This is a genomic window from Acidovorax sp. HDW3 (assembly GCF_011303755.1).
GTDB lineage: Bacteria > Pseudomonadota > Gammaproteobacteria > Burkholderiales > Burkholderiaceae_C > Paenacidovorax.
The window spans coordinates 2,849,747-2,870,104 of the sequence record NZ_CP049885.1 but is presented as its reverse complement, the minus strand read 5'-3'; the positions used below and the strand labels follow the sequence as shown (position 1 = coordinate 2,870,104).

General features: G+C 66.2%; 16 protein-coding genes, 1 tRNA gene, 1 pseudogene and 1 riboswitch. Of the genes and pseudogenes, 7 read left to right on the top strand and 11 right to left on the bottom strand.

Features of this window, described 5'->3' with window-relative positions:
• Window positions 1-11: 11 nt before the first annotated feature.
• Window positions 12-692, top strand: a complete 681-nt coding sequence (locus G7045_RS13285) for a response regulator (protein ID WP_166160065.1) — start codon at window positions 12-14, stop codon at window positions 690-692.
• Between the two features lie 53 nt (window positions 693-745).
• Window positions 746-821 (top strand) — tRNA-Phe (locus tag G7045_RS13280).
• Window positions 822-1,163: 342 nt separating this feature from the next.
• Here the strand turns inward: G7045_RS13280 and G7045_RS13275 are convergent.
• Window positions 1,164-1,658 carry a GNAT family N-acetyltransferase gene (locus G7045_RS13275; RefSeq protein ID WP_166160064.1) on the bottom strand — a complete coding sequence of 165 codons (495 nt, stop codon included), beginning with the start codon at window positions 1,656-1,658 and terminating at the stop codon, window positions 1,164-1,166.
• Window positions 1,655-1,927, bottom strand: a complete 273-nt coding sequence (locus G7045_RS13270; RefSeq protein WP_166160063.1) for a DUF1778 domain-containing protein — start codon at window positions 1,925-1,927, stop codon at window positions 1,655-1,657. Before G7045_RS13270 ends, G7045_RS13275 begins: the two co-directional genes overlap by 4 nt.
• A gap of 461 nt (window positions 1,928-2,388) precedes the next feature.
• Window positions 2,389-2,564, top strand: a riboswitch (yybP-ykoY riboswitch).
• A 4-nt stretch (window positions 2,565-2,568) separates the two neighbouring features.
• On the opposite strand from G7045_RS13270, the gene G7045_RS13265 reads away from it, so the two are divergent.
• The 3 genes from G7045_RS13265 (at window position 2,569) to htpG (ending at window position 6,294) form a co-directional block, all read left to right on the top strand.
• Window positions 2,569-3,147, top strand: a complete 579-nt coding sequence (locus G7045_RS13265; protein ID WP_166160062.1) for a TMEM165/GDT1 family protein — start codon at window positions 2,569-2,571, stop codon at window positions 3,145-3,147.
• A gap of 85 nt (window positions 3,148-3,232) precedes the next feature.
• On the top strand, window positions 3,233-4,168 hold the full coding sequence (locus G7045_RS13260) for an exopolyphosphatase (RefSeq protein WP_166160061.1): 936 nt from the start codon (window positions 3,233-3,235) through the stop codon (window positions 4,166-4,168).
• Window positions 4,169-4,332: 164 nt separating this feature from the next.
• A complete protein-coding gene (gene htpG, locus G7045_RS13255) occupies window positions 4,333-6,294 on the top strand; it encodes a molecular chaperone HtpG (protein ID WP_166160060.1) in 1,962 nt (653 codons plus the stop codon).
• Between the two features lie 78 nt (window positions 6,295-6,372).
• Here htpG and lldD read toward each other — a convergent pair whose 3' ends face one another.
• From lldD to G7045_RS13235, 4 genes are read right to left on the bottom strand one after another with little or no spacing between them, the layout of a single operon-like run.
• Entirely contained in the window at window positions 6,373-7,509 is a 1,137-nt protein-coding gene (gene lldD, locus G7045_RS13250) for an FMN-dependent L-lactate dehydrogenase LldD (protein WP_166160059.1), read from the bottom strand.
• A 21-nt stretch (window positions 7,510-7,530) separates the two neighbouring features.
• Window positions 7,531-8,298: a class II glutamine amidotransferase gene (locus tag G7045_RS13245; protein WP_166160058.1), complete on the bottom strand. Its 768-nt coding sequence runs from the start codon at window positions 8,296-8,298 to the stop codon at window positions 7,531-7,533.
• Window positions 8,299-8,337: 39 nt separating this feature from the next.
• Window positions 8,338-8,526, bottom strand: coding sequence for a 4-oxalocrotonate tautomerase (locus G7045_RS13240; protein ID WP_166160057.1), 189 nt, complete (start codon window positions 8,524-8,526; stop codon window positions 8,338-8,340).
• Between the two features lie 13 nt (window positions 8,527-8,539).
• Complete coding sequence (locus G7045_RS13235) at window positions 8,540-8,782, bottom strand: cysteine-rich CWC family protein (RefSeq protein WP_166160056.1); 243 nt, start codon at window positions 8,780-8,782, stop codon at window positions 8,540-8,542.
• Between the two features lie 93 nt (window positions 8,783-8,875).
• Here G7045_RS13235 and ccoG point away from each other — a divergent pair, with 93 nt between their 5' ends.
• Complete coding sequence (gene ccoG / locus G7045_RS13230) at window positions 8,876-10,303, top strand: cytochrome c oxidase accessory protein CcoG (protein WP_166160055.1); 1,428 nt, start codon at window positions 8,876-8,878, stop codon at window positions 10,301-10,303.
• Window positions 10,304-10,314: 11 nt separating this feature from the next.
• Here the strand turns inward: ccoG and G7045_RS13225 are convergent.
• Window positions 10,315-11,722 (bottom strand): annotated as a pseudogene (locus G7045_RS13225) (PLP-dependent aminotransferase family protein).
• Window positions 11,723-11,907: 185 nt separating this feature from the next.
• Window positions 11,908-14,109 carry a malate synthase G gene (locus G7045_RS13220; protein WP_166160054.1) on the bottom strand — a complete coding sequence of 734 codons (2,202 nt, stop codon included), beginning with the start codon at window positions 14,107-14,109 and terminating at the stop codon, window positions 11,908-11,910.
• Window positions 14,110-14,316: 207 nt separating this feature from the next.
• Between G7045_RS13220 and G7045_RS13215 the strand changes: the two genes are divergently transcribed.
• Window positions 14,317-15,240 carry a LysR family transcriptional regulator gene (locus G7045_RS13215; protein WP_166160053.1) on the top strand — a complete coding sequence of 308 codons (924 nt, stop codon included), beginning with the start codon at window positions 14,317-14,319 and terminating at the stop codon, window positions 15,238-15,240.
• A 103-nt stretch (window positions 15,241-15,343) separates the two neighbouring features.
• On the opposite strand, the gene G7045_RS13210 is transcribed toward G7045_RS13215, so the two are convergent.
• From G7045_RS13210 to hemE, 3 genes are all read right to left on the bottom strand, one after another.
• On the bottom strand, window positions 15,344-16,462 hold the full coding sequence (locus G7045_RS13210; protein WP_166160052.1) for a type II asparaginase: 1,119 nt from the start codon (window positions 16,460-16,462) through the stop codon (window positions 15,344-15,346).
• Between the two features lie 103 nt (window positions 16,463-16,565).
• The gene (priA, locus tag G7045_RS13205; RefSeq protein WP_166160051.1) at window positions 16,566-18,668 is read right to left on the bottom strand and encodes a primosomal protein N'; all 2,103 of its coding nucleotides are present in this window, start codon (window positions 18,666-18,668) and stop codon (window positions 16,566-16,568) included.
• A gap of 543 nt (window positions 18,669-19,211) precedes the next feature.
• Window positions 19,212-20,330 (bottom strand): uroporphyrinogen decarboxylase, encoded by a 1,119-nt coding sequence (gene hemE, locus G7045_RS13200; RefSeq protein ID WP_166160050.1) that lies wholly within the window; start codon window positions 20,328-20,330, stop codon window positions 19,212-19,214.
• Window positions 20,331-20,358 lie beyond the last annotated feature (28 nt).

Below are 20,358 nucleotides of genomic sequence, written 5' to 3'. Positions count from 1 at the left end.
GCGTCTCATACATGGCAAATATTTTGGTGGTGGATGACGAACTCGGCATCCGGGATTTGTTGTCCGAAATCCTCAACGACGAGGGACACAGCGTCGAGCTGGCAGAAAACGCCACCCAGGCACGCAACGCCCGCGCGGCCAGCAGCTTCGATCTGGTGTTGCTCGATATCTGGATGCCCGACACCGACGGCGTCACCCTGCTCAAGGAATGGGCCGCAACGGGCCTCTTGACCATGCCCGTCATCATGATGAGCGGCCACGCCACCATCGATACTGCCGTTGAAGCCACCCGCATCGGGGCGTTTTCTTTTCTAGAAAAACCCATCACATTGCAAAAATTACTCAAGGCGGTGGAGCAGGGCTTGGCGCGCACTCAGGCACAGCCGGCTCCGGCCGCTACGGTGTTAGTGCGTCCGTTGACGCTCGTCGGTGATGGCGCGGCGTTGCCCCTGCCCGTCATCCATCCTGTGATACCGCTGGACATGGCCCCCCACGCCCACCAGGGCTTTGACCTCGACCGCCCGCTGCGCGAGGCACGCGATGGCTTCGAGAAAGCCTACTTCGAGTTCCATTTGGCGCGCGAAGGCGGCTCGATGACCCGCGTGGCGGAGAAAACAGGCCTGGAGCGCACCCACCTGTACCGCAAGCTGCGCCAGCTCGGCGTTGAACTCGGACGCAACAAGCGCGGATAAATTTTTGCAGGGTCTTTTTTACGAGCGATTTTTCTGCTTATAATTGAAGTCTTGGCTCGGTAGCTCAGTTGGTAGAGCAGCGGATTGAAAATCCGCGTGTCGGTGGTTCGATTCCGCCCCGAGCCACCAAAACATCACGCCCAACCCCTCTCGGTTGGGCGTTTTTGTTTGTGACTTCCCCAAGCCGCGCGGGGTTCCGGGCCATTTTGCGTGTGCCAGCCGCTCCGCCTGTGGGTGGCATGACTTGCTCGGTTCGCCCCTGCTGCGCCCTATCTTCTCTCGAAACCTGCGCCAACTTCTTCGCCGTGGCGCACGCAGGATGACTTATTTTTCAAGCACTTATACGTGTGTCGCAGCCAACGGTTGTCCAGAGAAATCGGAGCAGCAATTCATCGGGCCTGTTTGGGCGCCGCGCACGGCATTGCATATAGCCCTGCGCGCTGGTGTGTGACCACGAGCGCATGACCTCTCTCAAGCCTTTACGGTGTTCAAGCGCAACATCAGTGTCATCGGGTGCTGCGGTGACTCCTGGAAGCCGTAGTGCGCGTAGAACTGCCTGGCGCGGTCGTGGAGAGCATGGACGAGCAAGGCTCGCACGCCAGCGTTCTGCGACACGGCCACGGCACGATTAACTGCGTCTTGAAGCAGGGCGGCTCCAAGCTTGATGCCCTGCGCTCGGTGGTCGACAGCCAGCCGGGCCAGAACCATCACTGGAACGGGATCGGGCATGTTGCGTCGTACGTTGCTGGTTGCCGCCTGATGTGAAACCGCACCTGCGGCCATCGCGTAGTAGCCGTAGACACGCCCTTCCTTATCGGTGACGACGAAGGAGCGGCTGGCACCGCTCAATTGGTTGGTCAGAGCCCGGCGCTTGAGCCATTCATCGAGACTGGCCTCACCGCAAGCGAAATCATCCAGGATGTGGGGGGCGGCGAGCGGAATCGGTGCGCTCAGTTTCAAGCTCATGCCGCGCCGGTACTCCAGGGTGCCTTGACGGCCATGAGACGTTCAAGCCCGGGGTTGGGGCCGGGAGGTGCGTCGAGCATCGCGGTGAACTGCTTGAATTTTTCGGCGTCCAGGCTGAAAAAAACCTGATCCAACACCACGGTCTGAGCGCGGTCGCAAGCTGCTTCGAGCATGAAGTCCGAACGGTTCTTGCCAAGTAGGCTGGCAGCGTGATCGATCAGATCACGCTGTTCGGGCAGGGCCCGCAGATTGATGGCGGCGTCACGCATTGGAACCTCCATTTTGTGTATGCAATAGATACACGAATTGTCTCGCGACGTGTAGCTGTTGTCAATACGCTGTCGAAGTCAGTCACGCAGGTGCGGGCGGTTCAACTGGTGTTTTTATGATGCAAAACGGCCATTTGATAGAGGTGGGCGACAAGCGACCAGCGGCCCAGCGGCCCCTCGCAGAGGTTGCTGGACATCATCGAGCGCAAGGGGTTGGAAGCCGTCCTCTGACCGCCGAGGCGAAAGGCGTCATGTGACGATAAAGCAGAACGCAAAAGACCCGCCATGCGGCGGCTGGCATACGCCATTCCGATACCCATTTACGTCCGTTTCTTGATGCCGGGCAGCACCGGCTAGGAGCCTGTCGGACGCTTCTGCAGATGCGCCATGTTGGCGGCCCGATACCTTCCGAGCGCCAGCGTTGTGGCGTCTTGGGCGAGAGGTTCCCGGGCCGTTAGAATCGCGCCGTCATTGGGGAGTAGCCGCCCTTCGCTGCCGAAGGGGCTGACGTCAACATACTTGGCCCGCAGGCCATGGCGTCAGCGGTGTTTGTGCTTGGCAAGACCTTTGACCATGGACGCCTGCGTTTTTGGCCGGGGGCGCTGTGGTCAATCGTGCTTGCGCCGGCCTGGATATTTCTCATGGAAGCTTTTTTCGTCTCCACCGGCGTCGTGGCGCTGGCGGAAATGGGTGACAAGACCCAGCTGCTCGCCTTTATTTTGGCGGCGCGCTTTAAAAAACCCCTGCCCATCATCCTGGGCATTTTGGCGGCCACCGTGGTCAACCATGGCTTGGCCGGGGCGCTGGGGGCGTGGATCACGGCCAGCCTTAGCCCAACGGTGTTGCGCTGGGTGCTCGGCCTGTCGTTTCTGGGTATGGCGGTCTGGACGCTCATTCCCGACAAGATCGAAGAGGAAGAGACGCAGATCGCCAGCAAACTGGGCGTTTTTGGCGCCACGCTGGTGACGTTTTTCCTCGCCGAGATGGGCGACAAGACGCAGATTGCCACCGTGGCCATGGCCGCGCATTACGCCGCGCCCCTGTGGGTGGTGGCCGGCACCACGCTGGGGATGTTGATTGCCGACGTGCCGGCGGTGTTTGTCGGCGACCGGCTGGCGGCCAAGATTCCGATGCGGCTGGTGCACACCCTGGCGGCGGCTGTTTTTGCCCTGCTCGGGGTTGCCACGTTGCTCGGTGCGGGTGCGCGCTGGGGGGTGTAATTGCGCTGGGAGCAGGCCGGCATCCGGGGTAGGATGTCGGCGCTTGGAATCTTTTTGACACAGTAAAACACGTGCAGGAGAGCGTATGGGAGAGCCCAAATACCGTTTGGTCACACGCAGCGATTTCGACGGCCTGGTGTGCGCCGTGCTGCTCAATGAGCTGGAGCTGATCGACGAGATCGTCTTCGTCCACCCCAAGGACATGCAGGACGGCAAGGTTGCCATCAGCGAGCGCGACATCACCACCAACCTGCCCTATGTGCCGGGAGCGCACCTGGTGTTCGACCACCACGAGTCGGAGACAGTGCGCAACTCCGGCCGGCGCGACGTGAACCACATCATCGATCCCGATGCGCCCTCGGCGGCGCGCGTGGTGTACAAGCATTACGGCGGCAAGGCGGCGTTTCCGCGCGTCTCTGAGGACATGATGGCCGCCGTCGATCAGGCCGATTCGGCGCAGTATTCGCGCGAGGACATCCTCAACCCGCAGGGCTGGGTGCTGCTGAACTACCTCATGGATTCGCGCACCGGCCTGGGGCGTTTTCGCGACTTCCGCATCAGCAACTATGCGCTGATGATGGATCTGATCCAGTACTGCCGTGACCACAGCATCGACGAGATTTTGCAGCTGCCCGACGTGCAGGAGCGCATTGCGCTGTACAACGAGCACGCGCCCAAGGCGCGCGCGCAGATCGAGCAGTGCGCCATACAGATCGGCAACCTGGTGGTGCTCGACCTGCGGCCAGAGGAAACCATCTGGGCCACCAACCGGTTCATGATCTACGCCCTGTTCCCTACGGCCAACATCTCCATCCACGTGCTGTGGGGGCTGCAGCAGCAAAACACCGTGCTGGCGGCGGGCAAGTCCATCCTCGATCGCGGCAGCCGCACCCACATCGGCAACCTGATGCTCGAATTTGGCGGCGGCGGCCATGCAGCCGCCGGCACCTGCCAGATTGCCAACGACAAGGCCGACGCCATGCTGCAGACCCTGGTGCAGCGCATCACCACCGACGGCTAAGCAAAAATGGCTGCAGCGCTTGCCAGATAAGCGTGAGTAGCTATCAAAATAATAGCTAATGGCCGTTGCTTGAAAGCAGCGCTGCCGCCCCTATCTACCCCATGCAGGCGCCCCCAGCGGGCGCCTTTGGTTTTCCCCTTGGCTTTTGATTTGAACGAGCGTTTATGAGCAAGCAAACCCATTCCTTCCAGGCCGAAGTCGCGCAGCTGCTGCACCTGGTCACGCACTCGCTGTACTCCAACCCCGAGATTTTCCTGCGCGAGCTGGTCTCCAACGCCTCCGACGCCTGCGACAAGCTGCGCTTTGAAGCCCTGAACGACAGCGCCCTGTACGAAGACGCGCCCAACCTGGAGCTGCGCATTGCCTTCGACAAGGCGGCCAAAACCCTCACCATCACCGACAACGGCATTGGCATGAGCGCGCAGGAGGCCATCGACCACCTGGGCACCATCGCCAAGAGCGGCACCAAGGACTTCATGGGCAAGCTCACCGGCGACCAGAAGGCCGACGCGCAGCTCATCGGCCAGTTTGGCGTGGGTTTTTATTCGGGCTTCATCGTCGCCGACAAGATCACCGTCGAGTCGCGCCGCGCCGGCCTCAAGGCCGAGGAAGGCGTGCGCTGGGTCAGCGGCGGTGCGGGCGATTTTGAGGTCGATGCCATCACCCGCGCCGCGCGCGGCACCAGCGTCATCCTGCACCTGCGCACCGGCGAAAAGGACAGCGCGGAAGAATTCCTCAACGCCTGGAAGCTCAAGCAGCTGATTGCCAAATACTCCGACCACATCAGCCTGCCCATCCTCATGGAAAAAGAGGAATGGAAAGAGGCCGAGAAGGAAGGCGAGCCCGGCGCCATGGTGAAAACCGGCGAGTGGGAAACGGTGAACAAGGCCAGCGCCCTGTGGACGCGGCCCAAGAAAGACATCACCGCCGAGCAGTACCAGGAGTTCTACAAATCCATCAGCCACGACCACGAGGCGCCGCTGACCTGGGCGCACAACCGCGTCGAGGGCAACACCGAGTACACGCAGCTCCTCTACATCCCGGCCAAGGCGCCGTTCGACCTGTACCAGCGCGACAAGCACGCGGGCGTCAAGCTCTACGTCAAGCGCGTGTTCATCATGGACGAGGCCGAGGCGCTGCTGCCGGGCTACCTGCGCTTCGCCCGCGGCGTGATCGACTCCGCCGACCTGCCGCTGAACGTCAGCCGCGAGCTGCTGCAGGAAAGCCGCGACGTGCGCCTGATCCGCGACGGCTCGGTCAAGCGCGTGCTCTCCATGCTCGAAGACCTGGCCAAGCACGACAAACACGAAACAGGCGAAGGTGCCGACGGCGTGACCGACGTGGTCAGCGACGAGGACAAGGCCAAGGAAGGCAAGTACAGCCAGTTCTACGCCCAGTTCGGCGCCGTGCTCAAAGAGGGCCTGGGCGAAGACTTTGGCAACCGCGAGCGCATTGCCAAGCTGCTGCGCTTTGCCAGCACCACGAGCGACACGGCCAGCGTCGGCCTGGCCGACTACAAGGCGCGCATGAAGGAAGGCCAGGAGGCCATTTACTACATCACCGCCGACAGCCTGCAAGCGGCCAAGAGCAGCCCGCAGCTCGAACTCTTCAAGAAGAAGGGCATTGAGGTGCTGCTCATGACCGACCGCGTGGACGAGTGGGCGCTGGGCTATCTGCACGACTTCGACGGCACGCCGCTGCAGTCCGTGGCCAAGGGCGCGGTCGATCTGGGCGAGCTGCAGGACGAGGCAGAAAAGAAAGCCTTTGATGAAGCCGCCGAGCAGTTCAAGCCCCTGCTGGCCAAGCTCAAGGAGGCCCTCAAGGACAAGGCCGACGACGTGCGCGTGACCACCCGCCTGGTCGATTCACCCGCCTGCCTGGTGGTCAAGGACGGCGACATGAGCAGCCAGCTCGCCCGCCTCTTGAAGCAGGCTGGCCAGCAGGCGCCGGACGCCAAGCCGGTGCTCGAAGTCAACCCCGCGCACCCGCTGGTGCAAAAGCTCGACGGCTCGGTGCACTTTCACGACCTGGCGCACATCCTGTTCGACCAGGCGCTGCTGGCCGAAGGCGGTCAGCTCGACGACCCGGCGGCCTACGTCAAGCGCGTGAACGCACTGCTGGTGTAAGGCGACGCCAAAAGCTATTGTTTTAATAGCTACCCGCGCTTATTTGGCGCGGGTTTTTTGCTTTTTGGACCCTAAAAATCAGGTCGATGCCAACATCTGGGGGCCTATATCCGCCACCCGGGCGGTGCTGGTCAGCGTCATGGCCACGCGCATTTCTTTTTCCAGCAGTTGCAGCAGGTGCTGCACGCCCGCCTCGCCGGCGGCGGCCAGGGCGTAGATGTAGGCGCGGCCCATCATGGTGCAGTCCGCCCCCAGGGCCAGGGCGCGCACCACGTCCAGGCCGTTGCGCACGCCCGAATCAACCAGGATTTTGATCTGGCCCTTGACCGCATCGGCAATCGCCGGCAGCGCCCGCGCCGTGGAGAGCACACCGTCGAGCTGGCGCCCGCCGTGGTTGGAGACGACGATGCCGTCGGCGCCAAAGCGCACCGCGTCCTTGGCGTCCTCGGGGTCAAGAATGCCTTTGATGACCATGGGCCCCTTCCAGAAGGCGCGAATCCACTCCAGGTCTTTCCAGGAAATGGAGGGGTCAAAATTGGCCCCCAGATAGCCCATGTAGTCGGCCAGGCCGGTGGGATTGCCCCGGTAGGCCGAGATATTGCCCAGGTCGTGCGGGCGCCCGAGCAGGCCCACGTCCAGCGCCCAGCGCGGGTGGCACAGCGCCTGCCAGTAGCGGCGCAGCGCCGCGTTCGGCCCACTCATGCCCGAATGCATATCGCGGTAGCGCGCCCCGGGCACGGGCATGTCGACGGTGAACACCAGGGTGGAGCAGCCCGCCGCCTGCGCACGCTCCAGGGCGTTTTTCATAAAGCCCCGGTCTTTGAGCACGTAGAGCTGAAACCACATGGGGCGCTTCAGGCGCGGCGCCACCTCCTCGATGGGGCAGACGGAGACGCTGGACATGGTGAACGGCACGCCGCAGGCATCGGCAGCGCGAGCGGCCTGCACCTCGCCCCGGCGGCGGTACATGCCCGTCAGCCCCACGGGGGCCAGGGCGACGGGGATGGAGAGGCGCTCGCCAAACAGCTCGGTGCTGGTGTCGAGCTCGCTCATGTCCTTGAGCACGCGCTGGCGCAGCGCCACGGCGGCCAGGTCATCGACGTTGCGGCGCAGCGTCTGCTCGGCGTAGGCGCCGCCGTCGATGTAGTGGAACAAAAACGGCGGCAAAAACGCCTGGGCGGCGGCGCGGTAGTCGGTGCTGGAGGCGATGATCATGGGCAATTTCCAAGGCAATTTTCAAATGGCCTGCGCCGCCCCATCAACAAACACCTTGAGCGCGCCGCTGGCAAACGCCGTCCATTGCTCGTCGCGCGTCAGCGGTGCGGTGGCGATCACGGCCACGCGGTCGCTGGGGGTGGTGCAGGTGGAAAAGTCCAGGCGCAAATCCTCATCGCTCAGGTGGGCGCTGGCAAAGGGGTGGCGTCGCTCGATGTAGTGCAAGTGGGTGCTGGCGTGCGCCCACAGCGCCTGGCCGTTGGAGAGCAAGAAGTTGAACGTGCCCTGCGGCGCAATGCGTGCGGCGAGTTCGCGCAGGGTCAGCGTCAGTTCGGCCACGCTGGGCACGCCGGCGTGGCTCTTGGCCAGCTCTTGCATGATCCAGCAAAAGGCATGTTCGCTGTCGGTGCTGCCCACGGGCTGGAAGTGGCCGTGCAGGCGCGGGCGAAAGTCTTTCAAGTCGCCGTTGTGCGCAAACACCCAGTAGCGCCCCCAGAGCTCGCGCACAAAGGGGTGGCAGTTCTCCAGGCTGACAACGCCCTGCGTGGCCTTGCGGATGTGGGCGATGACGTTGCGGCTCTTGATGGGGTAGCGCCGGATCAGCGCGGCCACGGGCGAATCGACGGCGCGCTCGTGATCGACGAAGTGGCGCAGCCCCTTGTCCTCAAAAAACGCAATGCCCCAGCCATCGGTGTGATCGGCCGTGTGGCCGGCGCGCTGGGCAAAGCCGGTGAAGCTGAAGGTGGCATCGGTCGGCGTATTGGCATTCATGCCCAGCAGCTGGCACATGGGGCGCTCCGTGGCAAAGGGAAGGAAAAAAAGGGGGTGTTACTGGCGTTCGAGCCAGAGCTTGCCGCCGGTGGCCCAGTTCTCGCGCTTGACGTCGGTGATGAGCACGTCCACCGATTCGGGCGCGCCGCCCAGCACCTCGACCGAGACGCGGGTGATTTCTTCAACGAGCTTGCGCTTTTGCTCCAGCGTGCGGCCTTCGAGCATTTCAACGTGGTAGGTGGGCATGGTGTTTTCTCTTTCAGGCAATAGGGGGACAGGGAGCTTCGATGGTAGCTGCCGGGCGTGCGCAGTGCGGGCAAATGCAGGCGCGCCCGCGTGCCCCGGCGGGGATTCGCGCCAGCGCCTGCGGCGCCACGGGCGCGTTCATGCACCAGCAGCTGGCCGCTGGTGCGCCGGCGGCGACGGCGCAGGCGTTGGCCTGGTGGCACAGGGGGCAGGAGGAGGTCGAGGTGGAGGTCGATGCAGAGGTGGCACAGGACATGGTGGGCGAGTGTAGGCCGCCCATCTGCTATGGCCGCCGGCGTGGCAACTGCTGCTGTTGTCGCCAGGGCCTTTGCGCGATAGTCGGCCGCAAATGACCCACAAGCCCCGCAAAATCATCCCCATTGCCGTCGCGCCGACGCCGCAGTACGCACCCCGGCGCACCATCCACCCCCGCGCCATCGACGGCTTTTATGCCCGCTGGCGCTGGGCCCTGGTCTGGTTGACGCAGATTTTTTTCTATGGCCTGCCCTGGCTGCAGTGGGGCGGGCGCCAGATGGTGCTGTTCGACCTGGAGGCCAAGCGCTTTTACCTCTTCGGCCTGGTGCTGTACCCGCAGGATTTCATCTACCTCACGGGGCTGCTCATCGTCTCGGCACTGTCGCTGTTCCTGTTCACGGCGGTGGCCGGGCGGCTGTGGTGCGGCTTTGCCTGCCCGCAGACGGTGTACACCGAGATTTTTTTGTGGCTTGAGCGGCGCATCGAGGGCGAGCGCAGCGCCCGCCTGCGCCTGGACAAGAGCGGCTGGACGCTGGAAAAGCTCGGGAAAAAATCGGCCAAGCACGGCGCCTGGATCGCCGTGGCGCTGTGGACGGGCTTTACCTTCGTCGGCTACTTCATTCCCATCCGCGTGTTGGGCGCCGAGGTGCTGGCGCTGCAGGGGCCGTGGCAGATTTTCTGGGTGCTGTGCTATGCCCTGGCGACCTACGGCAACGCCGGTTTCCTGCGCGAGATGGTGTGCCAGCACATGTGCCCCTACGCACGCTTTCAAAGCGCGATGTTCGACCCGGACACTCTCATCGTCAGCTACGACAGCGCACGTGGTGAGCCGCGTGGCGCGCGCAGCAAGGAGAGCGCCGCCACCACGGCAACCGCCACCGCCCAGGGCGACTGCATCGACTGCTCGCTGTGCGTGCAGGTTTGCCCCGTGGGCATCGACATACGCGCCGGCCTGCAGTACGAATGCATCGGCTGCGGCCTGTGCGTGGACGCCTGCGACAGCGTGATGGACAAAATCAAGCAGCCGCGCGGCCTGATCCGCTACGCCACGCCCAACGGCCTGGCCGGGGGCTGGAGCGCCGCACGGATGCTGCGCCGCGTGGCCCGCTCCCGGGTGCTGATCTACGGCGCCATCTTGCTGCTCTTGAGCCTGGGCATGGTGGTGAGCATGGCGCTGCGCGTGCCGCTGCGCGTGAACGTGGTCTTGGACCGCGCGGCCCAGGGCCGCCTGGCGGCGGGCGGGCAGATCGAGAACCTCTACCGCCTGCAGCTCATGAACGCCACCGAGGCGGCGCAGTCGCTGCGCATCCGCGCCCAGGGGCTCCCCGGCCTGCACCTGGCCCCGGGGGACGAGGCCGACACCGTGCTCGCACCGACCGAGGCGCGCTGGGTCAGTGTGCGCCTGCGCATTGCCCACGGCAGCGCTGCGCCGGGCTCGCACCCGATCCGTTTCGAGATCACCAGCGTGGACGACACGGCCTTGCGGGTGGAAGAAAAAGCCGCCTTCCTGGTGCCGCGTTGATGCTGGCGCCGCTACGCCGGCGCCAGCACCTGGTGCGCCAGCTGCCCGAGCGTCGCCAGTGCGGCCTCGGTGCGTGCCGTCCACTCCTGGCCGTAGTTCAGCCGCAGGCCCTGGGTACAGCCGCCGGAGGCGGAAAAAATTGGCCCCGGTGCAATACTGACGCCCTGCGCCAGCGCCAGGCGGTGCAGGCGCAGGGCGTCGGCGCCGTCTGGCAGTTCAACCCACAAAAAATACCCTCCCGCCGGCTGTGAGGCGCGCGTGCCCGGCGGAAAGAGGGCGCCCACGGCCTGGGCGCAGCGCGCCTGGCGCGCCGCCAGCGTCTGGCGCAGGCGGCGCAGGTGCTTGTCAAAGCCGCCGTGCTGCAGGTAGTCGGCCAGCGCCAGCTGCATGGGCGCAGAGCTGCCCAGGGTGCTGGTGAGCTTGTGTCGCGCCACCGCCTGGGCAAAGCGCCCCGGCGCCGCCCAGCCCAGGCGGTAGCCCGGCGCCAGGCATTTGGAGAACGAGCCGCAGTGCAGCACCAGGCCGGCGCGGTCAAAGGCTTTGGCCGGCAGCGGGCGCTGGTCGCCGAAGTAGAGCTCGGCGTACACGTCGTCCTCGATCAGCGGCACGCCGTGCTGCGCCAGCAGCGCCACCAGGTCGCGCTTCTTGGCCTCGGGCATGAGGCTGCCCAGCGGGTTTTGAAAACTCGTCATCAACCAGCAGGCGGCCGGGCCGTGGCGCACGATGGCGCGTTCGAGCGCCTCCAGCTCCACCCCTTCGCGCGGGTGCGTCGGCACCTCCACCGCCTGCAGCCCCCGGCGCGCCGTAGAAGGTGGGCGCCTCCACCACCACGCAGTCGCCCGGACGCGTGACGGCATCGAGGCACAGGTTCAGCGCCTCCAGGGCGCCGTTGGTGACGATGATTTCCTCCACCGGCACCTGCAGCCCGTCGGCCAGGTAGCGCAGCGCGATCTGGCGGCGCAGCGCCGGGTTGCCGGGCGTGAGATCGTCCACCGAGCTCCAGCGCCCCAGCGCTTGCGCACTCGCGGCCAGCGACTGGCCCAGGCGCGCCAGCGGAAACAGCTGCGGGCTCGGAAAGGCCGCGCCAAAGGCCACCACCCCCGGCGTCATGCTCGCCTGCAGTACCTCAAACACCTGCTCGCGCACGTCCACGGCAATGGACTCCTCCTGCGGCGGCGCGGTCTGCAGCGCCTCTGGCGGGCGCTGGCCGGCGCTGGCGCTGACGTAGTAGCCCGAGCGCTCGCGCGCCCGCACCAGGCCCCGCGCTTCGAGCAGGTAATAGGCCTGGAACACGGTCGAGGCGCTCAAGCCCCGGCTCTCGCAGCTGTGGCGCACCGAGGGCAGGCGCTCGCCCGGGCGCAGCACGCCGGCACGGATGGAGGCTTCGATGTCGTCGGCCAGGGCTTGGTAGCGGGTCATGGGGCGGGGCCATCGTCCAGTCAATGCCATGCGGCCTTTTCTGCCCATGACAGCGCGGCTGGGCGTGGGGATGCAGGGTGGAAGTGGCCCGGAGCTTACCCCAAAGCACAACGGCGCCCGCAGGCGCCGTTGTGAACAAAATAGGCTGCTAGCCCTTATGGGGTAAGCGCGAGCAGCTATCGTTTTTATTGCTTCGCAGCGGCCTTCACCTTCAGGCGCCAGGCGTGCAGCAGGGGCTCGGTGTAGCCGCTGGGCTGGGCCACGCCCTTGAACACCAGATCGCAGGCGGCCTGGTAGGCCATGGAGGTGGCCAAGTTGCCGTGCATACGCTGGTACAGCGCGTCGCCGCTGTTTTGCTGATCGACCTTGGCGGCCATGCGTTCAAAGGTGGCGCGCACCTGGCCTTCGCTGACGATGCCGTGCAAGAGCCAGTTGGCCACGTGCTGGCTGCTGATGCGCAGCGTGGCGCGGTCTTCCATCAGGCCGATGTCGTTGATGTCGGGCACCTTGGAGCAGCCCACGCCCTGGTCCACCCAGCGCACCACGTAGCCCAGGATGCCCTGGATGTTGTTGTCCAGTTCCTGCTGCTTTTCCACCTCGCTCCAGCTCGGGTTGGCCGAGACGGGCACGGTCAGCAGGCCGGTGAGCAGGTTGTCGCGCTCGGCGGCGGCGTCGGTTTTTTCCAGCGCGGCCTGGATGTCGGCCACCTTCACCTGGTGGTAGTGCAGCGCGTGCAGCGTCGCGCCCGTGGGGCTGGGCACCCAGGCGGTGTTGGCGCCGGCCTTGGGGTGGGCGATTTTTTGCTTGAGCATCTCCGCCATCAGGTCGGGCATGGCCCACATGCCCTTGCCGATTTGCGCCTTGCCGCGCAGGCCGCAGGCCAGGCCGACGAGCACGTTGTTGCGCTCATAGGCCTGGATCCAGGCGCTGGTCTTCATGTCGCCCTTGCGCACCATGGGGCCCGCCTGCATGGCGGTGTGCATCTCGTCGCCCGTGCGGTCGAGAAAGCCGGTGTTGATAAAGGCCACGCGGCTGGCGGCGGCGGCAATGCAGGCTTGCAGGTTGACGCTGGTGCGCCGCTCCTCGTCCATGATGCCGAGCTTGACGGTGCTGTCGGCCAGGCCCAGCAGCTGCTCGACGCGGCCAAAGAGCTCGCTGGCAAAGGCCACTTCCGCCGGGCCGTGCATCTTGGGCTTGACGATGTAGACGCTGCCGGTGCGGCTGTTTTGGATGCCGTTCTGGCCCCGGCCCTGGAGGTCGTGCAGGGCGATGGTGGTGGTGATGACCGCGTCCATGATGCCCTCGGGAATCTCGCGCCCGTCGGCGCCCCAGAGGATGGCGGGGTTGGTCATGAGGTGGCCGACGTTGCGCACGAACATCAGCGAGCGGCCGTGCAGCTTCACCGCCTGGCCGTTGGCGCCGGTATAGACACGGTCGGCGTTCAGGCCGCGCGTCATCGGCTTGCCGCCCTTGTCGAAGGTCTCGGTGAGCGTGCCCTTCAAAATGCCCAGCCAGTTGCTGTAGCCCAGCACCTTGTCCTCGGCATCGACGGCGGCAACCGAGTCTTCCAGGTCGAGGATGGTGGACAGGGCCGCCTCCAGCACCAGGTCGGCGACGCCAGCGGCGTCGCTCTGGCCAATGGGGGTGGCGCGGTTGATCTGGATGTCGATGTGCAGGCCGTTGTTCACCAGCAGCACGCTGCTCGGGCTGGCCGCGTCGCCCTGGTGGCCGACGAACTGGGCCGGGGTCTGCAGGCGGGCGCTGCTGCCGTTTTGCAGCAGCACCACCAGCGCGCCGCCTTCGACGCGGTAGGCCGTGGCGTCGGCGTGCGACGCGCCGGCCAGGGGCGCGGCCTGGTCGAGGAAGTTGCGGGCAAAGGCAATCACTTTTGCGCCGCGTGCCGGGTTGTAGCCCTTGCCTTTTTCTGCGCCGCCTTCGTCGCTGATGGCGTCGGTGCCGTAGAGCGCGTCGTACAAAGAGCCCCAGCGCGCGTTGGCGGCGTTGAGCGCGTAGCGGGCATTGAGGATGGGCACCACCAGCTGCGGCCCGGCTTGCTGCGCCAGCTCGGCGTCCACGCCGGTGGTCGTGGCCTGGGCGCCGGCGGGCTGGGGCACGAGGTAGCCGATGGTCTCCAGAAACTTGCGGTAGCCCGCCATGTCGGCGATCGGGCCGGGGTGGGCCTTGTGCCAGGTATCGAGCTCGGCCTGCAGGCGATCGCGCTCGGCCAGCAGGGCGGCGTTCTTGGGCGCCAGGTCGGCGACGATGGCGCCAAAGCCGGCCCAGAAAGCGCCGGGCTCGACGCCGGTGCCGGGCAGCACCTGTTCATTCACAAAATCGTGCAGTTCGCGGGCCACTTGCAGGCCGTGCAGGGAAATACGCTGGGTCATGGACTTCGCTTTCAAGCCAAAAAGAAAAACACCGGCCACCGCAGAGGGCGGCAGCCACCATGGTCACACTGTATTGCATACCTGTGTGACGATTGCGCAGGCGTTGCTGCACTAATACCGTATGCAAAAGTCATCAATGACCCCATTGGGAATTCCGGGGCAAGTAATCGTGGTGATTCATGACTTTCCCCACCATAATCAGCGCCCATGGACAAACTCAAGGCCTTCGCGTCCTTCGTCTCCGTGGCCACGCGCGGCAGCCTGACGGCGGCGGCCAAGGTCGAGGGCGTGGCGCCCGCCATCATGGGGCGGCGCCTGGACGCGCTCGAAGAGCTGCTGGGCGTCAAGCTGCTGGTGCGCACCACGCGCCGCATCAGCCTCACGCACGAGGGCAGCGCCTTCTTGGAAGACTGCCAGCGTCTGTTGGCCGACATTGCCAACGCCGAGGCCAGCGTCTCCGCCGGCGGCGTCAAGGCCACGGGCCATTTGCGCGTGACGGCGCCGGCGGGCTTTGGCCGGCGCCACGTGGCGCCGCTGGTGCCGCTGTTTCGTGAGCTGCACCCGGAGGTGACGGTCTCGCTCAACCTCTCGGACCGCGTGGTGGACCTGGCCGGCGAGGGCTACGACTGCGCTGTGCGCGTGGGCGACATGCCCGACTCGTCCCTGGTGAGCGTACGCATGGCCGACAACCGCCGCCTGTGCGTCGCCACGCCGGCCTACCTGGCGCGCCGGGGCACGCCGCGCCACCCGAGCGAGCTGGCGCAGCACGACTGCCTGACGCTGTCGAGCGAGGCCTCGCAAACGCGCGGCTGGGCGTTTCGGATGCCGGCAGCCGACGGCACGAGCGAGGTCGTGCACCTCAAGCCCGGCGGCCCGCTCGATTGCTCCGACGGCCAGGTGCTGCACGACTGGTGCCTGGGCGGCTGGGGCATTGCCTGGCGCAGTACCTGGGAGGTGGAGGCCGAGATCGCCGCCGGCCTGCTGGTGCCGGTGCTGGAAGACTTTGCTGCGCCGCCCAACGGCATCTTCGTCGTCTTCCCGCAGCGCAAGCACATGCCGCTGCGCGTGCGCCTGTGGATTGAGTTTCTCAAGCGCCACTACGGCCAGGCGGCCTTCTGGCGCCGTAGTTAATTTTGATAGCTGCTCGCGCAATCTGGGTGCGCCTTGGAGCCGGTTTTTACCCAAAAACAAAGGCCCCGCAGGGCCTTTGCTTGGTGTGGCGCAAAGCGCTCGCTCAATACTCCCAGAACATGCGCTGCAGTTCCTTGGTGTCGGCGCCCTTGGCCAGGGCCAGCATGGTCAGGATGCGGGCTTTTTCCGGGCGCATGTCGTGGGCCACGACCCAGTCGTACTTGTCGTCGGGCTGCTCGGCGTTGCGCAGCACGAAGCCGTAGGGCACGCGCGAGGAGCGCACGATGGTCACGCCCTTGGCCTGCGCATCGCGCAGCGGCTGCACCATGCGGTTGGCCACCGAGCCGTTGCCCGTGCCGGCGTGGATGATGGCCTTGGCACCTGCGCCCACCAGGGCGTTGACGGCGGTGGGCTGCACGTTGCCGTAGGCATAGACGATCTCGACCGAGGGCAGGCTGGTGATGTTGTCGATGTTGAATTCCGACTGGTTGGTGTGGCGTTTGACGGGAGCGCGGAACCAGTAGTTCTTGCCCTCGACCACCATGCCCAGCGAGCCCCACTGGCTCTGGAAGGCGCGGGTCTCGATGTTCACGTCCTTGTTCGTGTCGCGTGCGCTCTGGATCTGATCGTTCATGGTGATGAGCACACCCTTGCCCTGCGCGTCCTTGGAGGCAGCGACGCTGACGGCGTTGAGCAGGTTGAGCGCGCCATCGGCCGACAGTGCCGTGCCCGGGCGCATGGAGCCGACGACGGCGATCGGCTTGTCGGTGTGCACCGTCAGGCTCAGGAAGTAGGCGGTCTCGGCCAGGGTGTCGGTGCCGTGGGTGATGACGATGCCGTCCACGTCGCCTTGCTTGGCCAGCTGCGAGACGCGCTTGGCCAGGGTCAGCAGGTTGTCGTTGGTAAAGCTCTCGGAGGCGATCTGGAACACCTGCTCGCCGCTCACGCGGGCGACGTTGGCCAGCTCGGGCAGGCCGGCGAGGAGCTTATCGACCGGCACCTTGGCCGCCGTGTAGGTGGCGCTATTGGCCGCCGAGGCGCCGGCGCCGGCGATGGTGCCACCGGTGGCCAGCACCACCACGTGCGGCTTGGCAGCCTGGGCGGGGGCCGTGGCAGCGGCGGGGGCAGCAGTTTGTGCCAGCACCAGGCCCGGGGCGGCGGTGAAACCCGCCAGGGCGATGGCCGCAGCCAACAGGGATTTTTGGAAACGCTGGAAGGTCATTGATGTTCCTCAAAACAAAAAACGGTCTTGTGGACCGAGGGGCTGGAAGATGCCCCAAGGCCCTGGGTTTGGCATTGGGGCAAACCCGCGTTCGTGTCTGTACTTAGATGCCCTGCGGATCGACGTCCACCAGCCAGCGCTGCAGCCCCTTGTGGCGCGCACGTTCGGCGTGCAGCAGCGGCTGCCAGGCGGCCAGAAAGCGCTGCAGCGCCGGGCGCTCGGCGCTTTCGACGAGCATTTGCGCGCGCTCCACGTGGGCCACGCGCTGCACCGCCAGCGGCACCGGCGGGTAGATGAAGACCTGCTCCAGCCCCGGCAGCTGCGCCGTGCGTGCGGCCTCGGCGGCGCCCTGCAAGAACGCCTGCGCCGCCTCCTGCGTGCGTGCATCGGCGCGCACCAGCGCCTGGTAGGCAAAGGGCGGCATGGCGGCGGCGCGGCGCTCGGCGAGCTGCTGCGCGGCAAAGGCCGGCCAGTCGTGGCGGCGCAGGGCGGCAAACAGCGGGTGCTCGGGGTGCCAGGTCTGCACCCACATCTCGGGCGCGTGCCCCTGGGTGGCGAGGTAGGCGGCGTCGCGCCCGGCGCGCCCGGCGGCCTGCAGCAAGAGCGCAAACAGGCGTTCGGGGGCGCGAAAGTCGCTCGTGAACAGCGCGCTGTCGGGCTGCACCGCAGCCACCAGGGTGATGCGCCGAAAGTCGTGCCCCTTGGCCACCATCTGCGTGCCCACCAGCACGTCCACCTCGCCAGCGTGCACCTGCGCCAATTGCGCTTGCAGTGCGCCCTGGGCGCGGGTGCTGTCGGCGTCGATGCGGGCCACGCGCGCGGCGCGGCCCGCAGGGGTGATGACGTTGCGCAGCAGCTGCGCCAGCTGCTCTTCGAGCTGCTCGGTGCCGCGCCCCACGGGGGCAATGTCGAGGTTGCCGCAGGCCGGGCAGGCGTGCGGCACGCGCTGCGCTGCGCCGCAGTGGTGGCAGCGCAGGCTGCGGTCGCTTTTGTGGAACACCTGGTGCGCGCTGCAGGCCGGGCAGTCGCTCTTCCAGCCGCAGGCGTGGCAGTGCAGCACCGGGGCAAAGCCCCGGCGGTTGAGCAGCACCAGGCATTGCTCGCCGCGCTGCACGCGCGCGGTGATGGCGGCCAAGAGCGGCGGCGCAAACACTGCGCCGCGCGGCTGCTGCGCCATATCGACCAGGCGCAGGCGCGCGAGCTGCCCCGCGCCCTGGGCCGAGCCGATGCGGCTGGGCATGTCCAGCCGCTGGTAGCGCCCGACCTCGGGGCTGCTGGCGTGCCAGCTCTCGAGCGACGGCGTGGCGCTGCCCAAAATCACCTTCGCCCCCTCTGCCCGGCCACGCCACAGCGCCAGGTCGCGTGCCGAGTAGCGTGCGCCCTCTTGCTGCTTGTAGCTGGCGTCGTGCTCTTCATCGACGACGATCAGCGCCAGAGCCGGCAGGCTGGCAAAAATCGCCATGCGCGTGCCCAGCACGATGCGCGCGCGCCCGCTGTGCACCGCCAGCCAGGCCGCCAGGCGCTGCGGGTTGGTCATGCCGCTGTGCAGGCTGACCACGGCCTGCGCGCCGTATTGCGGCGCAAAGCGGGCGCCAAAGCGTTCCTGCAGCTGCGGCGTGAGGTTGATCTCCGGCACCAGCACCAGCACCTGCGCGGCCGGGTCGGCGGCCAGGGCGCGGGCGGCGCAGTGCAGATACACCTCGGTCTTGCCGCTGCCGGTGCTGCCGAAGAGCAAAAACGGCCCTTTTTGGGCATCGATTTGGGCTGTAGCGCGCTCCTGTTCAGCGCTAAGCGCTATCGTTTGTGTAGCGTTTGCCGGCGCGTCAGGGGCGGAGCTCACCCGCCGCAGGCGGCGCGCGAGCTGCTCGGCGCTCAATTCGCGCAGCTGCGGCGGCAGCGCCGCCAGCGCCACCTCGCCCAGGCTGCGCTGGTAGTAGCGGGCGGTGAAGGCGACCAGCGCGCGCCAGTGCGGGCCCAGCGGCGCCAGGCCGTCGAGCACGCTGTGCACCGGGCGCAGCGCTGCCGTGGGGGCGGGATCGGCGGCGGGCGCTGCGTCCCACACCAGCCCCAGCACCTCGCGCTGGCCCAGGGGCACGCGCACCAGGGTGCCGGGCGCCAGGGCCTGGTCATGCTGGTAGCTCAGCGGCCCGGCCACGCTGCTGTGCGCGGGGGTGGGAACGACAACCTGCAGCGTGTGGATAAACATGGGGGAGGGAGGGGCAAAAACGGCGCCCAGCGGGGCTGCTCAGGCCCGAAACCGTGCGCCAGGGCTGGACGCAGTGGGGCGGCGGGGTGTTTTTGTGGATAACTTTGTGGGGAATTTGTCGGCAAGGCGGTACAAGCTGTCAACAAAGGCGGCGGCGGGTGCCTGAAAAATCCTATTTGTCTTTATAAATCAATGGCTTGTGTCGTTGTGCCGGGGTTGCGGCCAGTACCTAGAGGGGGTGTATGGGGCTATGGTTTTTGTGCATAACTGCATTTTCTGGCCCCCGTCAAGGTTTTGTGGCGTCTGGAATATGCTAGGGTTTTCCCTTGAAAGCAGGGGCGCCGCTTTGGCATTGCGCGCCAAGTACTTGATTTTTGGTGTTTTCCACCGCTGCCCCCAAAATCTGTGGATAACTTTGTTGATATGCCTGTGCAACCGCCGCGCAGCCCTTGTCTGGCGCGGCTTTGGCCAGATTGCCCGCAAAACGGGCAGGGGCTGGGGCGGGACGAAAAATCAAGCACTTAGCGCAGAGTTTGCGCTGGATCAGCCTTGGCGCAGGGCGCGCGAATGGCTGTGCACGGCTTCGACCAGCGCCGCCACATGCTCGGGCGGCGTGTATTGGCTGATGCCGTGGCCGAGGTTGAAAATGTGCGTCGGCCCGCAGGTGGTGCGGTCGGTGTGCGGCTTGCCAAAGCTGTCGAGCACGGCGCGCGCCTGCGCGGCCACCATCTCGGGCGGGGCAAAGAGCACGTTGGGGTCGATATTGCCCTGCAGCGCCTTGCCCGGGCCGCCCACGCTGCCGCCGACGATGGCGCGCGCCTGGCCGAGGTTGGCCGTCCAATCGAGCCCCAGCACCTCGCAGTCGAGCTGCCCCATGTCCTGCAGCCAGATGCCGCCGCCCTTGGTGAAGACGATGCGCGGCACGTCCTGGCCATCGACGCCGGTGCGCTTCAATTGCGCCAGCACGCGGCGCGTGTATTCCAGGCTGAACTGCTGGAACATGCCGTCGGCGAGCACGCCGCCCCAGCTGTCAAAAACCATCACCGCCTGCGCGCCGGCGTCGATTTGCGCGTTCAGGTACTGCGCCACGGCGTCGGCGTTCACGGCCAGGATGCGGTGCATCAAATCGGGGCGGCTGTACATCAGGCTCTTGACCAGGCGGTAGTCGTCGCTGCCGCCGCCTTCGACCATGTAGCAGGCCAGCGTCCAGGGGCTGCCCGAGAAACCAATCAGCGGCACGCGGCCATTCAAAGCCTTGCGGATGCTGGTGACGGCGTCGAACACGTAGCGCAGCTTGTCCATGTCGGGCACGGCCAGGGCGTTGACGGCGGCCTCATCGCGCACCACCTGGGCAAAGCGCGGGCCCTCACCCTGGGCGAACGACAGGCCCAGGCCCATGGCGTCGGGCACGGTGAGGATGTCGCTGAACAAAATGGCGGCGTCGAGCGGGAAGCGGTCGAGCGGCTGGAGCGTGACTTCGGTGGCGTAATCGACGTTGGTTGCCAGCCCCATGAAGCTGCCGGCGCGCGCGCGCGTGGCCTTGTACTCGGGCAGGTAGCGCCCGGCTTGGCGCATGAGCCACAGCGGGGTGTAGTCGGTGGCCTGGCGGCGGCAGGCACGCAAAAAGGTGTCGTTTTGCAGGGGGGCGAAGGAGGTAGTCATGCGCGGATTGTCGCAGCCCCCATTGCAG

Bases quoted from the DNA above. Each gene is read 5' to 3' on its own strand.
- G7045_RS13285 (WP_166160065.1), top strand. From the start codon at position 12: ATGGCAAATATTTTGGTGGTGGATGACGAACTCGGCATCCGGGATTTG.
- G7045_RS13275 (WP_166160064.1), bottom strand. From the start codon at position 1,658: ATGAGCTTGAAACTGAGCGCACCGATTCCGCTCGCCGCCCCCCACATC.
- G7045_RS13270 (WP_166160063.1), bottom strand. From the start codon at position 1,927: ATGCGTGACGCCGCCATCAATCTGCGGGCCCTGCCCGAACAGCGTGAT.
- G7045_RS13265 (WP_166160062.1), top strand. From the start codon at position 2,569: ATGGAAGCTTTTTTCGTCTCCACCGGCGTCGTGGCGCTGGCGGAAATG.
- G7045_RS13260 (WP_166160061.1), top strand. From the start codon at position 3,233: ATGGGAGAGCCCAAATACCGTTTGGTCACACGCAGCGATTTCGACGGC.
- htpG (WP_166160060.1), top strand. From the start codon at position 4,333: ATGAGCAAGCAAACCCATTCCTTCCAGGCCGAAGTCGCGCAGCTGCTG.
- lldD (WP_166160059.1), bottom strand. From the start codon at position 7,509: ATGATCATCGCCTCCAGCACCGACTACCGCGCCGCCGCCCAGGCGTTT.
- G7045_RS13245 (WP_166160058.1), bottom strand. From the start codon at position 8,298: ATGTGCCAGCTGCTGGGCATGAATGCCAATACGCCGACCGATGCCACC.
- G7045_RS13240 (WP_166160057.1), bottom strand. From the start codon at position 8,526: ATGCCCACCTACCACGTTGAAATGCTCGAAGGCCGCACGCTGGAGCAA.
- G7045_RS13235 (WP_166160056.1), bottom strand. From the start codon at position 8,782: ATGTCCTGTGCCACCTCTGCATCGACCTCCACCTCGACCTCCTCCTGC.
- ccoG (WP_166160055.1), top strand. From the start codon at position 8,876: ATGACCCACAAGCCCCGCAAAATCATCCCCATTGCCGTCGCGCCGACG.
- G7045_RS13220 (WP_166160054.1), bottom strand. From the start codon at position 14,109: ATGACCCAGCGTATTTCCCTGCACGGCCTGCAAGTGGCCCGCGAACTG.
- G7045_RS13215 (WP_166160053.1), top strand. From the start codon at position 14,317: ATGGACAAACTCAAGGCCTTCGCGTCCTTCGTCTCCGTGGCCACGCGC.
- G7045_RS13210 (WP_166160052.1), bottom strand. From the start codon at position 16,462: ATGACCTTCCAGCGTTTCCAAAAATCCCTGTTGGCTGCGGCCATCGCC.
- priA (WP_166160051.1), bottom strand. From the start codon at position 18,668: ATGTTTATCCACACGCTGCAGGTTGTCGTTCCCACCCCCGCGCACAGC.
- hemE (WP_166160050.1), bottom strand. From the start codon at position 20,330: ATGACTACCTCCTTCGCCCCCCTGCAAAACGACACCTTTTTGCGTGCC.